The following is a 20,642-nucleotide window of genomic DNA, read 5'->3' on the forward strand; positions in this document are numbered from 1 at the left end:
TGACTGGTAATGGCCGACATTCTGGCCCTGCAGGAGCTCGACGAGGAGATCGTCGTCGACGCCCCGTTCAGCTCGTACAGCGTCTTCAGCTGCTGAGCTCGGTGGTCCGGTGGGACGTCCGACGAGATGGTGTGGGGAGGTGACTGGTAATGGCCGACATTCTGGCCCTGCAGGAGCTCGACGAGGAGATCGTCGTCGACGCCCCGTTCAGCTCGTACAGCGTCTTCAGCTGCTGACCTGGACAGTCCGGCAGTAAGGGATGACAGAGGGGGAAGGCCGCGGCGCATGCGGCCTTCCCAACTCTGCATCTTATTAACCGTTTTGAGGTGAGATAACCGTGACCGTGGCATCGGACCCGATCCCCCGTCTCAGCGCCCCACTGGGTGGGCTGCGGCTCTGCGTCGCCGAGGTTCGGGCGTATCCCGGGCGGGTCGTGGGCGTGGCGGCCGCCTGTGCGCTGACCGCCACCGGGGTGGGCGCCTGTCTGGTGCTGCTGGAGGCGGTGCGCCGTCCGTCCTATCCGGAGGGCTCCGCGGCCGCCGTGGCGGCCCGCGACGCGCAGAACCTGTTGGGCCTGCTGTTGACGCTGCTGCTGACGTCGGCGGTGCTGGTGACCGGGTCGACGGTCGCGCTCTGGACCAACCAGCGGCTCGGGCAGTTCGCCGTGCTGCGCGCACTGGGTGTGACGGCCGGTCGGCTGCGGGCCCTGGTCGTCGCGGACGTGGCGCTGGTCGCGTTCGTTCCGGCCGCCGTCGCCTCGGCGGCAGGGCTGGCCCCGGCGGCCGGGCTCGGGCGGCGCCTGCTGGTCGAGCGCGAGCTGTTCCCCGCCGCGGTCGGCATGCCGCCCGCCGGGCTGACCTGGGCGATCGCCGCCGGTGCCTGCGCGGGCACCTGCGCCGTCGCGGTGCTCGCGGCGCTGGCCAGCGTGCTGGCGGCCGGCCGGGTCCAGCCGATCGACCTGCTCAAGGACCAGTCGTCGGCCCTGGCCCCGGCCCGCCGCAACCGCGGCCGCCTGGTGGCGGGCCTCGGCATGACCGTCCTGATGTGCGGGCCGTTCCTGGTCCTGTCGGTCGTCGGGGACGTTCCGGGCGTGCTCCGCGGGGTCCTGGTGCTGGCGCTGGCCCTGACCGTCATCCCCACGCTCGCGGTGCTCGCGCCCTGGATCGTGCCGGTCCTCACCGGCCCGTGCTGCGTCCTGCTGCGCCTGCTGGACCGTCGGGCCGGCCGGATCGCCGCCGCCGGGCTGCGGGCCGCGCCCGCCCGGACGGCCGCGATCGCGGTGCCCGTCCTGCTGGCCGTCGGCATCGCGGTCTGCCTGCTCGGTTCGGGGAGCACGATGGGAGCCGCCGTGCAGCGGCAGGCCGAGCAGGCGTTGCGCGCCGACGGGGTGGTGACCGCCGAGCCGGACCACCGGCTGTCGGCCGGGCCCCCCGCTCTCCCCGGAGGTACCGCGACGGCACTGGTCGCCACCGAGGTGACCGCGCCGCCGAGCTTCTACGACAGCAAGCCCCGGCCCACCCGCGCCTGGGGCGTCGACGGGCCGGCCCTGCGGACCTTCCTGGACCTGGGCGAACAGCAGGGCCGACTGGACGACTTGGCGGACGACACCTTCGCCGCCGGCACCACCCAGGCACAGGCGCACGGCTGGCAGCTCGGCCAGAGCGTGACCTTCACGCTCGCCGACGGGCAGGAGGCTCAGCTGCGGCTCGCCGCGGTCTACCAGCGGGACCTGGCCTTCCCCTCCTTCGTCCTGCCCAGTGCCCTGGCCCTCGCGCACACTCCGGCCCCGCACGCCGACCAGGTGCTCCTCCGCGGCGATCCGAGCACCTGGCGGTCGCAGCCCGGCCAGCGGCTCGCCTCCCGGACCGACTACCTGGCCGACCTCCAACCCCGCAGCGTGCAGGACGACCTGGCGTCCCGGCTGATCGTCGCGGTGGTGGCCGGCTACGCGCTGCTCGCCGTCGCCAACACCTGCGCGCTGGCCCAGCGGGACCGCCGCTCCCAGCGTGCGCATCTGCGGGCGCTCGGCCTCGGCCGGGGGCAACTGCTGCGGTGCGTGGTGTACGAGGTCCTGGCCGCGGCGCTGGTCGGGGTGGTCCTGGCGGTGGTGACGGCAGGGGTCTGCCTGGTGCCGCTGGCCAGGGCGGTCGGGCAGGGGCTGCTGCCGGCCGTGGACGTCCCGTGGACGGTCGGCGTGCTGCTCGGGGTGCTGGTCGCCACGGCCGTCCCGGCGGCACTGGCGGCCCGTCCGTTGCGCGGCATCAGGCGCCAGTTCGCGGCGGGATCGGCGTGAGCCGGGCGGCCGGCGGGAGGGCCGGGGGGAGGGCCGGGGGGAGGCTGGGGCGGCCGTTCTGGCTGCTCTTCGGCGGCGAATCGGCCTCCGCCCTGGGCACCGCCGCCTCTGTGGTCGCCCTCCCGGTGGTCGCCCTGCACACCGCCGGCGACGTCCGGCAGGCCGGGCTGGCCGGCACGGCGCTCTCCGTCGGGGTTCTGCTCGCCCGGCTCCCGGCCGGGGTGATCGCCGACCGTTGCGAGCGGCGGACCCTGCTGCTGGTCTGCGATCTCGCCGGGGCGGGTGTGCTGGCCGCGCTGGCCCTGCTGGCCTCCGGCGGTCCGGCTCCGCTGTGGGCGCTGCTGGCCGCCGCCCTGCTGCTCGGCGCGGTGGGTAGCACCCTGGCACCTGCCGAGAACGTCGCCGTGCGCTCCTTCGTCCGGCCCGAACTGCTCCCCAGGGCGCTCGGCCTGCTGCAGACCAGGGCGGCCGTCGCGCTGATCGCCGGTCCGCTGGTCGCGGGCGCGCTGCTGGCCGTCGACCCGGCCTGGGTGTTCGCCGCCGACGCCGGCAGCTACCTGGCGGCGGCCTGCTGCGCGGCGCTGCTGCCGAGGGAGGTCCGGGACGAGGCTGAGGACGGCCTGACCGAACGTGACGGCCTGACCGAACGCGACGACCTGACCGAACGCGACGGTCCGGTCGAACGGGGCGGCCGGGCCGCGCTGGTCGAAGGCCTCCGGTTCATCTGGCGGATGCCCTTCCTGCGGTACGCGGCGGTCAATGCGGCCGTGCTCAACCTGGTCTTCAACGGCCTGCTGATCGTGGTGGTCGCCTCGGCCGGGGACACCGTCGACGTCGGGGTGCTGACCGCGGCCCTCGGAGCGGGCGGGCTGGCCGGTTCCCTGTTCGCGTCCGCCGTGGCCCGGCGGCTGCCACCCGCCCGGGGCATCGCCCTCGGCACGGTCGTGGTCGCGATCGCCCTGCCCGGCTTCACGGCGCTCCAGGGGCACTGGTCGGCAGCGGTGCCGCTCGCCGTCGCCGCGGCCGCCGGGCCGGTGGTCACCGTGCTGATCGCGGTGACCCAGATGGCCGTCACCCCGCCGCGGTTGCAGGGGCGGGTGCACAGCGGCATCGGCTTCCTCGCCCAGGTCGTCGCCCCCGTCGGACCGACCCTGGCGGGTCTGAGCGCCCACGCGCTGGGGCTGACCGGCACCGTGGCCGCGGCGGCAGCGATCGTGGTGGTCCTCGCCGTGGTCGGCGTGGCCGTCACCGCGGGCCGGGCCGGCGGCGGTCGGCCCGACCCCGCCGGGGCGGAGCCCCTTCCGGAACAGCGACGCGACGATCCCGTGGAGGCCCGCCGTGGCTGACCCCGACCAGCCGGCCGTCCCCAGTGCCCCGCCACCCACCGCACCGGTACCGCTTGCCCCGCCACCCACCGCACCGGCGGACCCGTACCGCTGGCTGGAGGACGTGGACGCGCCGCGCACCCGTGCCTGGCTCGCCGCACAGCAGCGTCTCCTGGCCGCCCGCCCACAGCGGGTCGACGAGCCGGCCTGGACCGCCCTGATCGACCGGGTCGAGCAGGAGGCGCCCGACCGGACGCCCACCCCGCCCGCCGAGGCGGGCGGCCTGCTCTTCCGCCACGAACGCGGGCCCGGCGGCGACCTCCTCACCGTCCAACGCCCCGACGGCACCCGCCACGCGCTGCTCGACGACGCAGGCCGCCGTACCGACCGGATCGCCGGCTGGTCCGCAGACCCGGGCGGCCGGCTCGCCGCCGTCCAACTCCACCGGGACGGCGGGGAGAACGGCGGCCTCCACCTGCTCCCCACCCACCCCGGCGAGCAGCCCCGGCACCTCCCGGACGCGGCGCCGTACGCGACCCTCGCGTTCACCGGTGACGCGCTGCTGTACACCGCCGGCACCCGCACCGAGCACGCCCTGACGGCCCGACACCTGGGCGACGGCACCACCCGCCGGCTCGCCCTGCCGGTGCCAGGGCCCGTCCGGCTCACCCTGCACGGCGGGCCCGGCGGCTTCCTGCTGCTGCGCACCCGCCCGCAGCCGTCCGGCCCGGTGCGCTGGTGGGTCACCCGGTGGGCTGGCGAGGCAGCGCCCGACTGGCAGGCACTCGACCTGGCGGGGTTCCGGGTCACCGCCCTGGACCTGAACGAGTCCGTCTGCTTCCTCGCCGCCGACCGGCTCCTCGCCCTCGACCTGGCCGCGGTGGCCCGCGGTGCCGCCGACCGGCCCGCCCCCTTGGAGGCGCCGGCCGCTGACGACGCGCCCGCGCCCGCCGACGCGTTCGATCCCGCCGACCCGCCCGCCGCTGACGCCCCGTCCGCCATCGGCGGGGCGAACGCGGGCCAGGTCACCGCCCTGCGGGTGCTCGGCCCCGGCCGGACGCCGCGGCTGGCGGTGCTCCGCCGGATCGGCACCACCCACCGGCTCGACCTGCACCGGCTCGACCTGCACCGGCTCGACCAGCACCGGCTCGACCAGCACCGGCCCGGCGCCGTGGCGGACCGGGCCGCCGCCCTTCACTGGCCCGCCCGGTTGCGCCTCGGCGCCACCCCGTACGACGGGCGGGGGAAGGTCGGCGGGGCGGTCTGGCTGCTCGCCGACGACCCCCGGTACGGCACCTGGACCAGGCGCCTCGACGGATCCGGCCCGATCGCGATGCCCGAGCGCCGGGCGGCCCTGCGCACGCTCACCGCGGTCAGCCGGGACGGCACCCCCGTCCCGGTGACGCTCTGCGACCCGGAGCCGCAGGCCCGGCACCGCCCCGCGCCCACCGTGCTCACCGTCTACGGCGGCTTCGGCATCCCGCTGGAGCCCAGCTGGGACCCGGCCATGGAGGCGTGGCTGCGGGCCGGCGGCCGGATCGCCTGGGTGCACGCGCGCGGCGGAGGCGAGCTCGGCCCCGCATGGGCGGCCGCCGGGCGCGGGGCCGGCAAGAGCGCCACGGTCGACGACTTCCGCGCCGCCGCCGCGATGCTGGTCGAGCGCGGCGAGGCCCGGGCCGGCGAACTGGGCGCGCTGGCCGCCAGTAACGGGGCGTTGGTGATCGCCGCCGCGCTCACCCGGGAGCCCGGTCTGTTCTCCGCCGCGGTCTGCGTGGCCCCCCTCGCCGACCTGGCCCGCTACCAGGTCGGCGGCCTCGGCCGGCTCTGGACCGAGGAGTACGGCGACCCGGCCGACCCGCAGGCCCTGCGGGCGCTGCTCGACTACTCGCCCTACCACCGGGTGGAGCCCGGTACCGCGTACCCGGCGGTGCTGCTCGTCACCGGGGCCAACGACGCGCGGGTGCCGCCCTGGCACTCCTGGAAGCTCTGCGCGGCCCTCGGCCGAGCCACCTCGGGGGAGGCACCGGTCCTGCTCGACCACCATGACAGCGGTGGGCACCAGGGCCGCCCCGGCACGGACGCCCGGGAGTTGGCGGCCCGGGCCCTCGCCGTGCTGGGCGCCGGTACCGGCCTGAGACCACCACCCGGCCCGTCCGGACCGCAACTCTGAACCTTCGCCCGTGCACAACCTAGGAGAGCACCACCCATGATCGAGTCCCCGCCCCCGCCCGGCGGCCTTTCCGACCCCGTCGCCACGTCCGCCCCGGTGGCCGCGGCAGCCGTCGAGCTGACCAAGGTGCACGGGGCAGGCGGCGCCCGGGTGGTGGCGCTGGAACGGGTCTCGGTGGCGTTCCGGGAGGGGGAGTTCGCGGCGATCATGGGCCCGTCCGGCTCGGGCAAGTCCACCCTGCTGCAGTGCCTGGCCGGTCTGGAGTCCTGCACCTCGGGCTCGGCCCGGATCGGCGGGACCGACCTCACCCGGCTGAACGACCGCAGGCTGACCAGGCTCCGCCGCGACCACGTGGGCTTCATCTTCCAGGCCTTCCACCTGATCCCCACCCTGACGGTGCTGGAGAACATCACCCTGCCGCTCGTCCTCGCCGGCCTCACCCCCGACCGGCAGTGGCTGCACACCGTGATCGACGCGGCCGGACTCGGCCGACGCCTCGACCACCGCCCGGCCCAGCTCTCCGGCGGCCAGCAGCAACGGGTCGCCTGCGCCCGGGCGTTGGCCGGCCGCCCCCGGATCGTCTTCGCCGACGAGCCGACCGGCAACCTGGACTCCCGCTCCGCCGCCGAGATCCTCTCCCTGCTGCGCCGGTGCGTCCGCGAGCTGGGCCAGACCGTCGTGATGGTCACCCACGACCCCGTCGCGGCAGGCCACGCGGACCGGGTGGTCTTCCTCGCCGACGGCCGGATCGTCGACGAGCTCGCGGGCCCCACCCCCGACCAGGTGCTCCGACGGATGCGCACCTTCGACACCAACCTCGGCATCAGCTACTGGTCCGAACCGGCCTGACCTGCGGCACACCCGGCGCCCGATGCGCGAGGATGGAGGCATGCCGAACCGTCTCGCGGACGCGACCTCGCCGTACCTGCTGCAGCATGCCGAGAACCCGGTCGACTGGTGGCCGTGGGGAGTGGAGGCATTCGAGGAGGCCCGGCGCCGCGGGGTGCCGGTGCTGCTCAGCGTCGGGTACGCGGCGTGCCACTGGTGCCACGTGATGGCCCACGAGAGCTTCGAGGACGCCGAGGTCGCCGGCTACCTGAACGAGCGGTTCGTCGCCGTCAAGGTGGACCGGGAGGAACGGCCCGACGTCGACGCCGTCTACATGGAGGCCGTGCAGGCCGCCACCGGGCAGGGTGGCTGGCCGATGACGGTGTTCCTCACCCCCGACAAGGAGCCGTTCTACTTCGGGACCTACTTCCCGCCGAAGCCCCGGCACGGCATGCCGTCCTTCCGCCAGGTGCTGGAAGGCGTCGACGCGGCCTGGCGGGACCGTCGGCAGGAGGTCGCGGAGGTCGCCGGGCGGATCCGGGCCGACCTCGCCGAACGCGCCGCCGTCTACTCGGCCGGCGCCCACCACCCGCCCGCCGATGCCGACCTGCACCAGGCGCTGGTCGCCCTCAGCCGGGAGTTCGACGACCGGCACGGCGGCTTCGGGGGCGCGCCCAAGTTCCCGCCGGCCATGGTCGTCGAGTTCCTGCTGCGCCACCACGCCCGCACCGGCTCCGAGGCGGCCCTGGAGATGGCCGTCCGCACCGGGGAGGCGATGGCCCGTGGCGGCATCCACGACCAGCTCGGCGGCGGCTTCGCCCGGTACGCCGTCGACGCCGGCTGGGTCGTGCCGCACTTCGAGAAGATGTTGTACGACAACGCCCTGCTCCTGCGCGCCTACCTGCACCTGTGGCGGGCCACCGGCTCCCCGCTGGCCCGTCGGGTCGCGCTGACCACCGCCGACTTCCTGCTGCGCGAACTCCGCACCCCTGAAGGCGCGTTCGCGTCCGCGCTGGACGCCGACAGCCTCGACGAGGAGACCGGGCAGTCCGCCGAGGGTGCCTACTACGCTTGGGAGCCCGGACAGTTGGTCGACCTGCTCGGTCCCGCCGACGCGGCCACCGCCGCCCGGCTGTTCACCGTCACCGCCGACGGCACCTTCGAACACGGCACCTCCGTCCTCCAACTGCTCGCCGGCCCCGACGACTTCGCCGAGTACGAGACCATCCGCGCCCGACTGTTCGAGGCCCGCGCCCAGCGGCCCGCACCCGCCCGCGATGACAAGGTCGTCGCCGCATGGAACGGCCTCGCCATCGCCGCCCTCGCCGAGACCGGTGCCCTCCTGGAGCGCCCCGACCTGGTCGAGGCCGCCGAACGCGCCGCCGACCTGCTGCTCGCCGTCCACCTCACCCCCGACGGCCGGCTGCTGCGCACCTCCCGCGACGGCCGGGCCGGCACCAACGCGGGAGTCCTGGAGGACTACGCGGACACCGCCGAGGGCTTCCTCGCCCTGTACGCCGTCACCGGCGACGCCGCCTGGCTGCAACTGGCCGGCGGACTCCTCGACACCGTGCTCAAGCACTTCACCGACGAGGTCTCCGGCGCGCTCTACGACACCGCCGACGATGCCGAGGAACTCATCCGGCGCCCCCAGGACCCCACCGACAACGCCACCCCGTCCGGCTGGACCGCCGCCGCCGGCGCCCTGCTCACCTACGCCGCCTACACCGGCTCCGACCGGCACCGGACGGCCGCCGAACGGGCCCTCGGCATCGTCGGCGCGCTCGCGTCCCGGGCCCCCCGGTTCATCGGCTGGGGCCTCGCCGTCGCCGAGGCACTGCTCGACGGGCCGCGTGAAGTCGCCGTCGTCGGCCCGGTCGGCGACCCGGCCACCGCCGCACTGCGCCGGGCCGCGTTGCTCGGCACCGCACCCGGGGCGGTCGTCGCGGTGGGCGCGCCGACGGTCTCCGCCGGGCCGGCGGAGGGCTCGTCTGAGGGTCCGCCTGAGGGCTCTTCCGAGGGCCCGACGGAGGGCCTGGTGGAGGGCCCGGCGGAGGACGGCGGCGAAGAGGTGCCGCTGCTGGCGGACCGGCCGCTGGTCGGCGGGGCACCCGCCGCCTACGTCTGTCGGCACTTCGCCTGCGAAGCGCCGACCACCGACCCGGCCGTCCTCGGCGAGCGGCTCGGCGTCGTCGTCGAGTAAACCGCTGGTGGGCGGGGGTGTGGCCGGGCCAGAATGGGCCATGACCTGGACCTTGAGCAGCTCGTTCGACGACTTCCGGCGCCACACGGGAGAGTTCCTCGCCGCCCGCCCGGCCGAGAACACCGTCCTGCTCACGGTCGTAGACCGGCTGGCCCGACGCGGTCTGGACGTGTTCGGGCAGCGGCCACCGGCCTTCGGCTGGTGGCGCCCGACGGACGGCGGCCCGGTCGAAGGGGCCTTCCTCCAGACGCCACCGTTCGCCCCCCGGCTCTCCTGCGCGCCGCCGACGGCAGCCGAACTGGCGGTCGAACTGGCCGCCGCCGGAAGCGAGTTCGCCGAGGTGTCCGGCGTCGGCGGAAGTGCGGACGCGGTCCGCGCCTTCGCCGCAGCCTGGACCGCCGCCACCGGCGCCGACCAGTCCGTCCGCTTCGACGAACGGCTCTACCGGCTCGGCGAGTTGACCGAACCACCCCGCCCGCCCGCCGGCCACCACCGGCCCGCCACACTGGCCGACCGCGAACTGGCGATCCGCTGGTACGAGGAGTTCCTCGTCGAAGCCGGGGTCGACCTGCCCAACATCCCCCAGGCCGTCGACGACCGGATCGCCGCCGGCGGCCTCCACCTGTGGGAGGACGGCGGCCGCCCCGTCGCCCTGGCCGGCAGCAGCTCGGTGATCGCCGGCATGTCCCGCATCGGCCCCGTCTACACCCCGACCGACCAGCGCGGACGCGGCTACGCCAGCGCCGTCACCGCCGCCGCCTCCGCCCACGCCCTCGCCCAAGGCGCCGCCGAAGTCCTGCTCTACACCGACCTCGCCAACCCGACCAGCAACTCCATCTACCAGCAGATCGGCTACCGGCCGGTCGAGGACTGCCTGACCCTGGACTTCACGGCACGGGACGGAAGCTACGCGTAGTCGACCGGGCGGCCGCCGACCACCTTCGTGTTGAAGGGATCGGCGGCGGCAGTCGCGGCGGGCGCCGGCAGACGGTCCGCGTTCACATACGTCTGCGCGCAGGTCAGCAGGTTCCCGCCGGCCGACTTCATGTCGCCGGCCAGGCCGTCCAGCAGCGCCTTCCAAGCCGCCCCGCACCCCTGCAACGCCGCCCCGCTCTGCCAACCCGCCAGCCCCCCGGCCGCCTTGGCGCTCGGCTCGACCAGCTTCGCGGTCTCGTCGGGCACCTTCCCGGCCGCGGTCAGCGCGTTGTTCCCGGCTGCGGTCAACTCGCCCGGTTTGACGGTGAATCCTGGGTCGCTCGGCATGATGTCCCCCCCGATCGCCGTGTCGGTAGTGGGAGTTATGGTATCTCTGAGTGCTCCGGGGACACCTACGGGTAACGAGGGGACTGGGGGATGGACCTCGCAAGCCTGAAGAACGCCAAGCCGGCGGACTTGTACGCGGTGGCCGACGCCTACGACGCGTTGTGCAAGGCGTACGGTCAGCACTCCGCCGACTGGAAGAGCGGCACCGCGGACCGGGTCCACGGGTCCGGGTGGAGTGGACCGGCGGCCGCCGCCGCGATTCCGGTACTGGACGGCATCACCGACAAGCTGAGTGCGGCGGCGACCGAACTCCACTGCATCGGCGCCGAGGTGCGGGACTGCGCCGACTCCCTCACGCTCGCCCAGGGCAAGCTCCGCAAGGCGCTCGCCGACGCCCAGACCAAGGGCATGTCGGTCGACGACAGCGGGGCGGTGAGCTGGCCCCCGGCGAGCAGCCCGTTCCAGAGCACCGACTGGGAGGCCAAGCAGAAAGCGGCCGCCGAGGAGATCTCCCAGCGGATCGGCGCGGCGCTGTCCGAGGCCACCCGGGTCGACCAGGGGCTGGCCGAAGAACTCAAGAAGTACACGGGCCACGCCACCGACAAGACCGGCCTGGACGCCAGGACGGCGCGTGCGGACGTCTACATGCTGCAGTTCGGCGAGGCGGCCAACCCGCTCTGGCAGCTGAACATGCCGGGCAAGGACGCCACCCCGACGGACGTCAACTCCTGGTGGAAGGGCCTCGGAACGGACGGGCAGCAGTGGTTCCTCAGCCACCACCCGGAGGCGCTCGGCAACCTCGACGGGGTGCCGGCCGAGGTGCGGGACCAGGTGAACCGGGCGCACCTGAAGTCCCTGATGGACGACATCATGAAGAAGCGCACCAACCACGTACCGTTGAAGTCCGGAGAGCAGGACCTGTACGACCTCTACGGGCCCGTCGTCAACCGGCTTGAGAGCGACGGAAAAGACCCGAGCCGCCCCCCGATCTATCTCTTGGGCCTCGGCAGCGAGGGCAAGGGCCGGGCGATCCTCTCGTACGGAAACCCGGACACCGCCACCGACATCTCCGCCTACGTGCCGGGAATCACCACCGAAACCGGCAGCCTGGGGGTGGCAGGGAACGTCCACGACGGCACCAACGAGGCGGAGAACGCGCTGAGCCTCTACCGCAGCGCGAGCAGGAAGGCTCCGGCCGGTCGTTCGGTCGCCTCGATCGTCTGGCTCGGGTACGACCCGCCGGGAGCCGACCTGGGGGCAGCCTCGACCAAGGCGGGCAAGGACGGCGCTCCGGCGTACGCGAAGTTCCTGAGCGGAGTGCGGGCGAACCACGAGGGTGCCCAACCGCCGCACATCACCGCGATCGGACACAGCTACGGCTCCTACCTGGTGGGCCAGGCCACCAAGCTCGCCACCCAGCCGGGGTCGCACTTCGCGCCCCCGGACGACGTGGTCTTCCTCGGCAGCCCGGGCGTAGGCGTGGACAAGGCCTCCGACCTCAGGCTGCCGCCCGGCCACGTCTGGGTCGGCGCGGCCGACAACGACATCGTGACGCGCGTTCCGTCCAAGTTCAGCATCGACCCGGACGAACGCTGGTACGGGCGGGACCCGGCGAGCAAGCACTTCGACGCGAACCGCTTCACCGTCGACGACTGGAGCAGGGGCAACCCCGTCGACGCGCACACCAAGTACCTGACGGGCCGTGGTGGGCCCTCGCTGGACAACATCGCGGCCATCGTCACCGGCAGCGGGGACGTCAAACGGACGGGCGGGCGGTGAAGCGGCCGCGCCGGGCGCTCGGGTGTTCAGTGGCGGCGGTAGCCGTGCTGGCCACCGGGGTGGGGCTGTTCTACAACGGCTACGGGCCGATGGCCATGAAAGACCGGGGAGCCCCCCAGCTGAGCCCGCGCGAGGCGAAGGGGCAACTCGACGAGACCATGCGGACGGCCATCGGCGCGATAACCCCGCCGGTGGCCTACTTCGGCAGTGGCTACGTCGTGGACCGGGATCCGGAGCACGCGGACGGTGAACCGGCCCTGCTGTCCCAGGTCATGCTCTCCGCCAGGCTTCGGACGAAGGTGGCCCCGGCGAAGTTGTCGGTGCTGTTGGACCAACTGACGCAGCTCTGGGGCGACCGGTGCCAGCGGGAGGATTCCACCGTCGGTTACGAGGCGAAGCACTACGTCGAACTGAACTGCCCGGGGGGCGGTGCGGCGGGCTTCAACGTGTTGGCGGTCAACACCCCGAGCGACCTGTACTTCGACGTGTCGATCAGCACCAAGGTGACCCCGGTCCGCTACCAGCCCGAGCAGGACTACGGCGCCAGCCCCGTCGGCCCTCGCCTGACCGGTCACGAGGGTGCACCCGACGTCGACGACCCGTACTGGTCGCACTGACGCTGACGCCGCGCCCGTCACTCCCAGTCCCACCTGATCCCCAGCAGGCACGGCCGCAGCGCGGTCGCCACGAGGTGGACGCAGTGGTGGCCGTCCAGGGTGAGCTCCTCCGTCTCGTAGGGGGCTTCGCCCGGGGAGTGGAGGGCGAAGCGGTGGCAGCGGACGGGGAGGGCGGCGGGGTGGAAGGTGATCTGGAGGACGTACTGGCCGGCGCCGGAGTTGAAGCCGCGGACGTACTCGCAGCTGGGGTCGGGGGAGGGGGTGTCGTCGAAGCCGTAGCCGAGGAGGTGGGTGTCGCCGGCGCGTAGGCGGCGGTCGAGGAGGAGTTCGGCGACGAGCAGGTGGTGGGTCTGGTCGCGGCGGATGCGGCCGGGGCGGCAGTTCTCTTCGGCGCGGACGCCGACGCGGGTGATGTCGCTGCCGGGGTCGCCCTGGTAGAGGGCGAGGTAGCGGTCGATGCCGTCGCGGTGGGCGCGGAGGGCGTGTTGGGAGTCGCGGCGGGCGAGTTGGCGGTCGGGGCCGATGCGGACGCGTTCGATGTGGGTGATGGTGTGCAGGCCGGTGTCGCGGGGGCCGGCGATGGTGGCGAGCAGGTCGTCGACGGCGGTGGCGGGGGAGATGAGGTCGCGGTAGGGGCGTACGGGTGGGCCGGTGGGGGTGGTGTCGGCGGCGCGGCGGGGGCCGAGCAGGCGGGTGAGGGAGTGTTCGGGGAGGTCGAGGACGTCTTCGAGGGCGGCGACGGCCCGGAGGGATTCGGGGCGTTCGGGGCGGCGGCGGCCTTGTTGCCAGTAGCTGAGGCTGGTGAGGCCGACGTGGACGCCGCGCAGGGCGAGGTGGCGGCGGATGCGGTGGAGGGCGAGGCCGCGGGTGGCGATGGCGGTGCGCAGGGCGAGGTGGAAGGGGCCGGTGCGGAGGGCGGCGGTGAGGTCGGCCTGGTCGGTGCGGTGGATGACGGCCTCCTGGGGGACGGGTGCGGGCAGACCGTGTTTGACCGTGAATATTCACATCAGGGCGGCGGTTTGTCACCGGGCCGGGCGTGCCACGCGGGGGTCTTCGGGGTGGCGTTCACACCCGTGGCCGGTCGTTCACACCTGAACTGTGGTGGTCCCGGGGGCCGTTGACCGGCTTCCGGGGCGGCGGGATGCTCATGGCGCGATCCGGACCGCGCCCCCACACAGCACCTCGTTCCGCTTGTGCAAGGAGGCATTTCCCCCATGCCAGTTCCACGGATACGGCTGCGTCGCGCGGTCTCCCTGCTCGCCCTCGGCGTGCTGGGCCCGGCGCTGACGGCCGCGGTGGCCACCCCGGCGCTCGCCGCCCCCGCTCAGGACCTCACTTCCGCCCGGGACCGCGCTCCGGCGCAGGTCCACCAGGTTCGCCAGGCCGCCGCGCCCGGCAGCACGGCCGATCCGGCCGGCACGTTCAAGAAGCTCAACATCACCATGCAGCAGCAACAGCAGACCAACTGGTGCTGGGCGGCGAGCGGGAACACCATCGCCACCTGGTTCGGCTACAACTACAGCCAGAACCAGTTCTGCAACGCCGCATTCGGCCGTTCGGCCAACTCCAGCTGCCCCAACAGCCAGGCCTCGCTGGCCGATGTGCAGAACGGGCTGGACTGGGTCGGCATCAACTCGGGTTCGTACGTCACCGGCTACCTGCGCTACGCCACGGTGCAGACCGAGGTGGATGCGAACCGGCCGATCGAGACCCGGATCCAGTGGAGTTCCGGCGGCGGGCACATGCATGTCGTCTACGGCTACGACACCAGCAACAACTGGGTGTACTGGGGCGACCCATGGCCGTCCAACTACCGCTACAACTGGGCCGACTACGGCTACTACGTGAACAACAACACGTTCTCGTGGACCCACTCCCTGTACCGGATCGGCGCGTGAGGGGCGACATGACCGACCTCGGAAAGGCCCGTCGGGCCGCCGTCACCGCCCTGCTCGCCGCCGGCCTCGGGCTGGCGCTGGCCCCGGCCGCGCACGCGGACGGGTCGGCCGGCGCCCCGGTGCCGGTGCCCGCCGCGGACCTGGCGAAGGCCCGCGGCGTGGTCCAGGACCAGGCCGTCCTCGACAAGGTGGGCCACTTCTTCGCCCGCAAGGGCGTCCCGCCGACCCAGCAGCTGACCATCGGTGCGGCGCAGGAGGCGCAGGCGGCGAGCGAGGCCGCGCCGCAGCTGGCCGGCGACACCGTGCCGGTGTACACCCTGGACGCGGGCTTCGTGGCCGGCACCCCGGGTGCGCCGGTGGCGAAGGCCGAGTTCACCGCGAGCAAGGTGGTCGCCGCGGACGGGCAGGCGGCCTCGGTGTGGACGATCCGGCAGGGCGACTCCTGGCGGGTGGTCAACATCGCCTCCGGCGGTGACGAGAGCGACTACGTGGCGAAGGCGGCCGGCGGCGGGGGCGGTACGGCGTTCCGCGAGCCGCAGGTGAACGCCTGGTACGTGCTGCGGGACGGCCGGGTGCTGCCGCTGGACGACGAGGCCCGGCGCTCGGTGGGCGCGGGCGGGGTGTCGCTGGCCGCGTACCAGAAGCTGGTGCACCAGCGGTACGGGGACAAGCTGCCCGGCTCGGCGTACGACCGGGAGGGCAAGGGCGGCGGCTACCAGCTGGCGGCCGACCCGGAGCGGGCGGCGGGCGGCGGTTCGGTGCTGCCGGCCGTGACGGCGGTCGCGGCCCTGGGCGCCACCGCGCTCGTGGGCGCGGGTGCGGTCCTGCGGCGGAGGGCGGGCGTCCGACGGGGGTAGGGCCTCTCGGGCGCGTCACGCGCGGGATGCGGCGGGGTCCGGCTGATGCAGCCGGGCCCCGCCGTGGCGTGTGCTCGAAGGACGGCGCCCGCGAATGCGCCAGGCCGTAGCCGGACGGACGCGCTGGGTGGTGCGTCCTGGAAGTGCGGCTTCCACACATGGAATTGACGCAACGTTGATCTGTCGTTCGCCGTCCGGGGGCAGCCCCGAGTGACGGACGGTAGATACCATGTGGCAATCGGTCAGTGCTGACCGACGCGTGCCGAGAGCGGAGAAGGGGTGGGGCGGCAGGAGCCGACCACGAGCCCGGCGCCGGGAAAGGGGAGTCGAATGGCCGGCAGGGAGTCGAGTGCCCAGGTGTGGAGCGCGGCGGTGGTGGTGGCGTCCGCGCTCGCCGTGGTCGCGGCCTACCTGATCAACGGGGCGATGCTGGTCCTGGTCGTCGCCGGGGTCGAGGTGCTGCTGCTCATGGTCTACGTGGGCCGTCGCTGGCGGGCGCTCCACCAGCCGGCCGCCCCGCGCAGGCACCGGCCGTTGGCCGCCACCCCGGACGCCGCGCACTGCGAGCGCTGCCGCCGGGCCCGTGAGGCGCTGGACGCCCGGCAGGCGCGCGGCCGCACCGGCCGGCCGGCGGTGGAGCCGGAGTCGGAGCCGTGGCCGGAGGCCGGCGCGGCGGACCGCCCGCCCCACCCGCGCCGCCCGCAGGGCCGGGCGCCGTACGAGCGCCCCTGGACAGCGGAACGGGCGGGGGGGCCCGGGGGGGGGCCGGGGGCCCCCCCCCCCGGGGGCCCCGGGGGGGGGGGGCCGGGCGGGGGGCCCCCCCGCAGAGCCCGCCCGCCGCGCCGCTCAAGCGCCCCGCGGGGGGGGGGGGGGCAACGCAGCCCCCCCCGGCCCCCGCGCGCGGGGGGGGGGGCGGGGGGGGGGGCCCGCGGGGGCTGGGGGGGGGGGGGGGGGGGGGGGGGGGGGCGGGGCCCCCCCCCCCGCCGTGGCACGCCGGGTTCAGCCGGCCGCGCTGTACGCCACCAGTGAGACCCCGACGTACTGCACGATGAACGCGCCCAGGGTGAAGGCGTGGAACACCTCGTGGAAGCCGAACCAGCGCGGTGACGGATTGGGCCGCTTGAGCCCGTACACCACGCCGCCGATGCTGTAGAGCACCCCGCCGACGATCATCAGCACCAGGACGGCGACGCCGCCGGCGTGCAGGAAGTCCGGCAGGAAGAAGGCGGCGGCCCAGCCGAGCGCTATGTACACCGGCGTGTACAGCCAGCGCGGCGCGCCGACCCAGAACACCCGGAACGCTATTCCGGCCAGCGCGCCGCCCCAGGCCACCCAGAGCAGCACCTGCTGGTCGGCGCCCTTGAGCAGCAGGATCGTGAACGGCGTGTAGGTGCCCGCGATGATCAGGAAGATGTTCGCGTGGTCCATCCGCCGCAGCACGGCGTCCCCGCGCGGGCCCCAGTCGAAGCGGTGGTAGACCGCGCTGACCCCGAACAGCAGCCAGGCGCTGATCGAGTAGATCGCGCAGGCGATCTTGGCGGGGGTGGAGTCGGCCAGGCAGATCAGCACGATCCCGGCGGCGACGGTGGCGGGGAACATCCCGGCGTGCAGCCAGCCGCGCCACTTCGGCTTGCGCCCCGAGGCCTCGTGGCCCGCGCCTTCGTGGCCTGCGCCTGCGCCTGCGCCTGCGCCCGCGCCCGCGCCCTCGTGCCCCGTGCCCTCGTTCTCCGTGCTCTCGACGAGCTCAGCAGTCATGCGCAGCATGCTACCCGCTACCTACGGGGCCGTAGGTTACCCGCGCGTAGGAAAGTGGTGATCATCACTCTTGGACGTTTTGGAGTATTCGAGGTGCCCGCGAGGGCGTCCGGTCCGGGACGTGGGCGACCTATTACTGGCCAGTAATCATACTTACCGTAGTAAAAGATGAGTCAATTTCGACGCTGTGCCGCAGTTTGGCGTTGTAGCCGGAGCTACGCTGCAAGCACCCTCAGACCCCCGCTACGCCACCTCCTCGCCGAGATGGTGTGAAACGGAGCGATCGTGTCGTACGAGATCTCTGCTCTCAGCGCCTCCGCGCCCACCCGCCACCAGCGCCTGCTCGCTTGGGTGAACGAGATCGCCGAGCTCACCCAGCCGGACCGCGTCGAGTGGTGCGACGGCTCCGACGAGGAGTACCAGCGCCTCGCGGACCTGCTGGTGGCTCAGGGCACCTTCAAGAAGCTCAACGAGGAAAAGCGCCCCAACTCCTACTACGCCGCCTCGGACCCGACGGACGTGGCGCGCGTGGAGGACCGCACCTACATCTGCTCCGAGCAGGAGAAGGACGCCGGTCCGACCAACAACTGGAAGGCCCCGGCCGAGATGCGGGAGGTCTTCCAGGGCGAGAAGGGACTGTTCCGCGGCGCGATGAAGGGCCGCACGATGTACGTCGTGCCCTTCTCGATGGGCCCGGTCGGTTCCCCGCTGGCCGCGTACGGCGTCGAGATCACCGACTCCGCCTACGTCGCCGTGTCGATGCGCGTGATGACCCGCATGGGCAAGGCGGTGCTGGACCAGCTCGGCGAGGACGGCGACTTCGTCAAGGCCGTGCACACCGTCGGCGCCCCGCTGGCCGAGGGCCAGGCGGACGTGCCGTGGCCGTGCAACAGCACCAAGTACATCTCGCACTTCCCGGAGACCAGGGAGATCTGGTCCTTCGGCTCCGGCTACGGCGGCAACGCCCTGCTCGGCAAGAAGTGCTACGCGCTGCGCATCGCCTCGACCATGGCCCGGGACGAGGGCTGGCTGGCCGAGCACATGCTGATCCTGAAGCTCACCCCGCCGTCCGGCGAGGTCAAGTACGTCGCGGCCGCCTTCCCGTCGGCCTGCGGCAAGACCAACCTGGCCATGCTCCAGCCGACCGTCCCGGGCTGGAAGGTCGAGACGATCGGCGACGACATCGCCTGGATGCGCTTCGGCGCCGACGGCCAGCTCTACGCGATCAACCCCGAGGCCGGCTTCTTCGGCGTCGCCCCCGGCACCGGCGTGGACACCAACGCCAACGCCATCGACACCCTGTGGGGCAACACGGTCTTCACCAACGTCGCCCTGACCGATGACGGCGACGTGTGGTGGGAGGGCCTGACCGAGGAGCCCCCCGCGCACCTCATCGACTGGCGCGGCAACGACTGGACCCCGGAGTCCGGCACCCCGGCCGCCCACCCGAACGCCCGCTTCGCCGTCCCGGCCGCGCAGTGCCCGACCATCGCCCCCGAGTGGGAGGACCAGTCGGGCGTGCCGATCTCGGCGATCCTGTTCGGCGGCCGCCGCGCCACCGCCGTCCCGCTGGTGACCGAGTCCTTCACCTGGCAGCACGGCGTCTTCCTCGGCGCCAACATCGCCTCCGAGAAGACCGCCGCCGCCGAGGGCACCGTCGGCGAGCTGCGCCGCGACCCGTTCGCGATGCTGCCGTTCTGCGGCTACAACATGGGCGATTACTTCGCCCACTGGCTGAAGGTCGGCGCCCAGGCGGACGCCGCGAAGCTGCCGAAGATCTACTACGTCAACTGGTTCCGCAAGAACGCCGAGGGCGCGTTCGTCTGGCCGGGCTACGGCGAGAACAGCCGCGTGCTCAAGTGGATCGTCGAGCGCCTGGAGGGCACCGGCGAGGGCGTCGAGACCCCGATCGGCGTGCTGCCGACCGTCGAGGGCTTCGACCTCGGCGACCTGAAGCTGTCCAAGGAGGACCTCGACCTGCTCTTCACCGTGGACGCCGACATCTGGCGCCAGGAGGCCGCGTTGGTGCCGGCCCACCTGGAGCTGTTCGGCGACCACACCCCGAAGGAGCTGTGGGACGAGTACCGGAGCCTCGTCGCGCGCCTCGGCTGAGCCTGAGCCTCAGCGGAGCGAGAGGCGGCCGCGCGGCACGAACCGCGCGCCCGCCGAGTGACAGGACGGCCGGAGTTCCCCCGGGCGGTCTTTCCCCGACCAAGGAGACCGCCCGGGCCGGGACTCCGGCCGTAGTGCTCCTCCCGGGTGTTCCTCCCGGGTGTTCCTCCCGCGTGCTCTTCCCGCGCGCCGGGCTCGGGGCTACGGCTGGGTGTAGCCGCTCAGGAAGTCGCCGATCCGGGTCACCGCGTCGGTGATCTCCTCCGCCCGGGGCAGCGTGACCAGCCGGAAGTGGTCCGGCTCGGGCCAGTTGAAGCCGGTGCCCTGGACCAGCAGGATGCGCTGGGAGCGCAGCAGGTCCAGCACCATCTGGGCGTCGTCCTTGATCTTGTAGACCTTCGGGTCCAGCCGCGGGAACGCGTACAGCGCGCCCTTGGGCTTGACGCAGCTGACCCCCGGGATCTCGTTGAGCAGCCGGTACGCCGCGTCGCGCGAGGCGAGCAGCCGCCCGCCGGGCAGCACCAGGTCGCGGATCGACTGCCTGCCGCCGAGCGCGGCGGCCACCGCGTGCTGGGCGGGCATGTTGGCGCACAGTCGCATCGAGGCGAGCACGGCCAGGCCCTCGATGTAGCTGTGGGCCCGTTGCCGGTCGCCGGAGAGCACCATCCAGCCGGAGCGGAAGCCCGCGACCCGGTACGCCTTGGACAGGCCGTTGAAGGTGACGCAGAAGAGGTCGGGCGCCAGGGTGGCCAGCGGGACGTGTTCGGCGTCGTCGTAGAGGATCTTGTCGTAGATCTCGTCCGCGTAGACCACCAGCCGGTGCCGGCGGGCGATCTCGACGAGGCCCTCCAGCACCTCGCGCGGGTAGACCGCGCCGGTCGGGTTGTTCGGGTTGATCACCACGATGGCCCGGGTCCGGTCGGTGACCTTGGCCTCGATGTCGGCGAGGTCCGGGTACCACTCGGCCTGCTCGTCGCAGCGGTAGTGCACCGCGGTGCCGCCGGCCAGCGAGACCGAGGCGGTCCACAGCGGGTAGTCGGGCGCCGGGACGAGCACCTCGTCGCCGTCGTCCAGCAGCGCGGTCATGGCCAGCTGGATCAGCTCGGAGACGCCGTTGCCGAGGAAGACGTCCTCGACGCTCAGCCCGTGCAGGCCGCGGTCCTCGTAGTGCATGACCACCGCGCGGCGGGCGGCGAGCAGGCCCTTGGAGTCGCCGTACCCGTGCGCGGTCGAGAGGTTGCGCAGGATGTCCTGGAGGATCTCCGGCGGCGCCTCGAAGCCGAAGATGGCGGGGTTGCCGGTGTTGAGCTTGAGGATGCGGTGGCCCTGTTCCTCCAGCCGCATCGCCTCGTCGAGCACCGGGCCGCGGATGTCGTAGCAGACATTGGCGAGCTTGCTGGACTGGATGACCTGCATGCCTGCCTACTTTAGGGGCACCTCCGGGGGGGGGGGGGGGGGGGGGGGGGGGGGCGCCCCCCCCCCCCCCCCCCCCCCCCCGGGGGGGCGCGGGGGGGGGGGGGGCGCCCCCCCGGAACCCCCCAC

Annotated in this window: 15 protein-coding genes; 11 read left to right on the plus strand and 4 right to left on the minus strand. The window is 73.7% G+C overall.

Annotation, left to right across the window (positions count from 1 at the left end; translation table 11 throughout):
- The first annotated feature begins 337 nt into the window (after positions 1–337).
- The 6 genes from ACIPLC_RS32590 to ACIPLC_RS32615 are packed head-to-tail and all read left to right on the plus strand — an operon-like array spanning position 338 to position 9,735.
- Complete coding sequence (locus ACIPLC_RS32590; protein WP_400476645.1) at positions 338–2,293, plus strand: FtsX-like permease family protein; 1,956 nt, start codon at positions 338–340, stop codon at positions 2,291–2,293.
- Positions 2,290–3,639 (plus strand): MFS transporter, encoded by a 1,350-nt coding sequence (locus ACIPLC_RS32595; protein WP_400476646.1) that lies wholly within the window; start codon positions 2,290–2,292, stop codon positions 3,637–3,639. The genes ACIPLC_RS32590 and ACIPLC_RS32595 overlap by 4 nt, the downstream gene beginning before the upstream one ends.
- Positions 3,632–5,788 carry a prolyl oligopeptidase family serine peptidase gene (locus tag ACIPLC_RS32600; RefSeq protein WP_400476647.1) on the plus strand — a complete coding sequence of 719 codons (2,157 nt, stop codon included), beginning with the start codon at positions 3,632–3,634 and terminating at the stop codon, positions 5,786–5,788. Before ACIPLC_RS32595 ends, ACIPLC_RS32600 begins: the two co-directional genes overlap by 8 nt.
- Positions 5,789–5,824: 36 nt before the next feature.
- On the plus strand, positions 5,825–6,637 hold the full coding sequence (locus ACIPLC_RS32605) for an ABC transporter ATP-binding protein (protein WP_400476648.1): 813 nt from the start codon (positions 5,825–5,827) through the stop codon (positions 6,635–6,637).
- A gap of 40 nt (positions 6,638–6,677) precedes the next feature.
- Entirely contained in the window at positions 6,678–8,819 is a 2,142-nt protein-coding gene (locus ACIPLC_RS32610) for a thioredoxin domain-containing protein (RefSeq protein ID WP_400476649.1), read from the plus strand.
- A 40-nt stretch (positions 8,820–8,859) separates the two neighbouring features.
- Positions 8,860–9,735: a GNAT family N-acetyltransferase gene (locus tag ACIPLC_RS32615; RefSeq protein ID WP_400476650.1), complete on the plus strand. Its 876-nt coding sequence runs from the start codon at positions 8,860–8,862 to the stop codon at positions 9,733–9,735.
- Here the strand turns inward: ACIPLC_RS32615 and ACIPLC_RS32620 are convergent.
- Entirely contained in the window at positions 9,726–10,082 is a 357-nt protein-coding gene (locus tag ACIPLC_RS32620) for a hypothetical protein (RefSeq protein WP_400476651.1), read from the minus strand. The genes ACIPLC_RS32615 and ACIPLC_RS32620 overlap by 10 nt on opposite strands.
- Before the next feature lie 90 nt (positions 10,083–10,172).
- Between ACIPLC_RS32620 and ACIPLC_RS32625 the strand changes: the two genes are divergently transcribed.
- The gene (locus ACIPLC_RS32625) at positions 10,173–11,861 is read left to right on the plus strand and encodes an alpha/beta hydrolase (RefSeq protein ID WP_400476652.1); all 1,689 of its coding nucleotides are present in this window, start codon (positions 10,173–10,175) and stop codon (positions 11,859–11,861) included.
- A 29-nt stretch (positions 11,862–11,890) separates the two neighbouring features.
- Complete coding sequence (locus ACIPLC_RS32630; protein ID WP_400476653.1) at positions 11,891–12,478, plus strand: hypothetical protein; 588 nt, start codon at positions 11,891–11,893, stop codon at positions 12,476–12,478.
- A 17-nt stretch (positions 12,479–12,495) separates the two neighbouring features.
- Here ACIPLC_RS32630 and ACIPLC_RS32635 read toward each other — a convergent pair whose 3' ends face one another.
- Positions 12,496–13,428, minus strand: a complete 933-nt coding sequence (locus ACIPLC_RS32635) for a hypothetical protein (protein WP_400476667.1) — start codon at positions 13,426–13,428, stop codon at positions 12,496–12,498.
- Positions 13,429–13,692: 264 nt separating this feature from the next.
- On the opposite strand from ACIPLC_RS32635, the gene ACIPLC_RS32640 reads away from it, so the two are divergent.
- Both ACIPLC_RS32640 and ACIPLC_RS32645 read left to right on the plus strand, forming a co-directional pair.
- Positions 13,693–14,376 (plus strand): papain-like cysteine protease family protein, encoded by a 684-nt coding sequence (locus ACIPLC_RS32640; protein WP_400476654.1) that lies wholly within the window; start codon positions 13,693–13,695, stop codon positions 14,374–14,376.
- 8 nt (positions 14,377–14,384) lie between these two features.
- A complete protein-coding gene (locus ACIPLC_RS32645; protein WP_400476655.1) occupies positions 14,385–15,233 on the plus strand; it encodes a hypothetical protein in 849 nt (282 codons plus the stop codon).
- A 999-nt stretch (positions 15,234–16,232) separates the two neighbouring features.
- Here the strand turns inward: ACIPLC_RS32645 and ACIPLC_RS32650 are convergent.
- A complete protein-coding gene (locus ACIPLC_RS32650) occupies positions 16,233–16,988 on the minus strand; it encodes a hemolysin III family protein (RefSeq protein WP_400476656.1) in 756 nt (251 codons plus the stop codon).
- 285 nt (positions 16,989–17,273) lie between these two features.
- On the opposite strand from ACIPLC_RS32650, the gene ACIPLC_RS32655 reads away from it, so the two are divergent.
- Entirely contained in the window at positions 17,274–19,100 is a 1,827-nt protein-coding gene (locus tag ACIPLC_RS32655) for a phosphoenolpyruvate carboxykinase (GTP) (protein ID WP_400476657.1), read from the plus strand.
- Positions 19,101–19,301: 201 nt separating this feature from the next.
- Here the strand turns inward: ACIPLC_RS32655 and ACIPLC_RS32660 are convergent, their stop codons facing one another.
- Positions 19,302–20,516, minus strand: coding sequence for a pyridoxal phosphate-dependent aminotransferase (locus tag ACIPLC_RS32660; RefSeq protein WP_400476658.1), 1,215 nt, complete (start codon positions 20,514–20,516; stop codon positions 19,302–19,304).
- Between the last annotated feature and the right edge of the window lie 126 nt (positions 20,517–20,642).

Source organism: Kitasatospora sp. NPDC086801, assembly GCF_044745805.1.
Taxonomy (GTDB): Bacteria; Actinomycetota; Actinomycetes; order Streptomycetales; family Streptomycetaceae; genus Kitasatospora.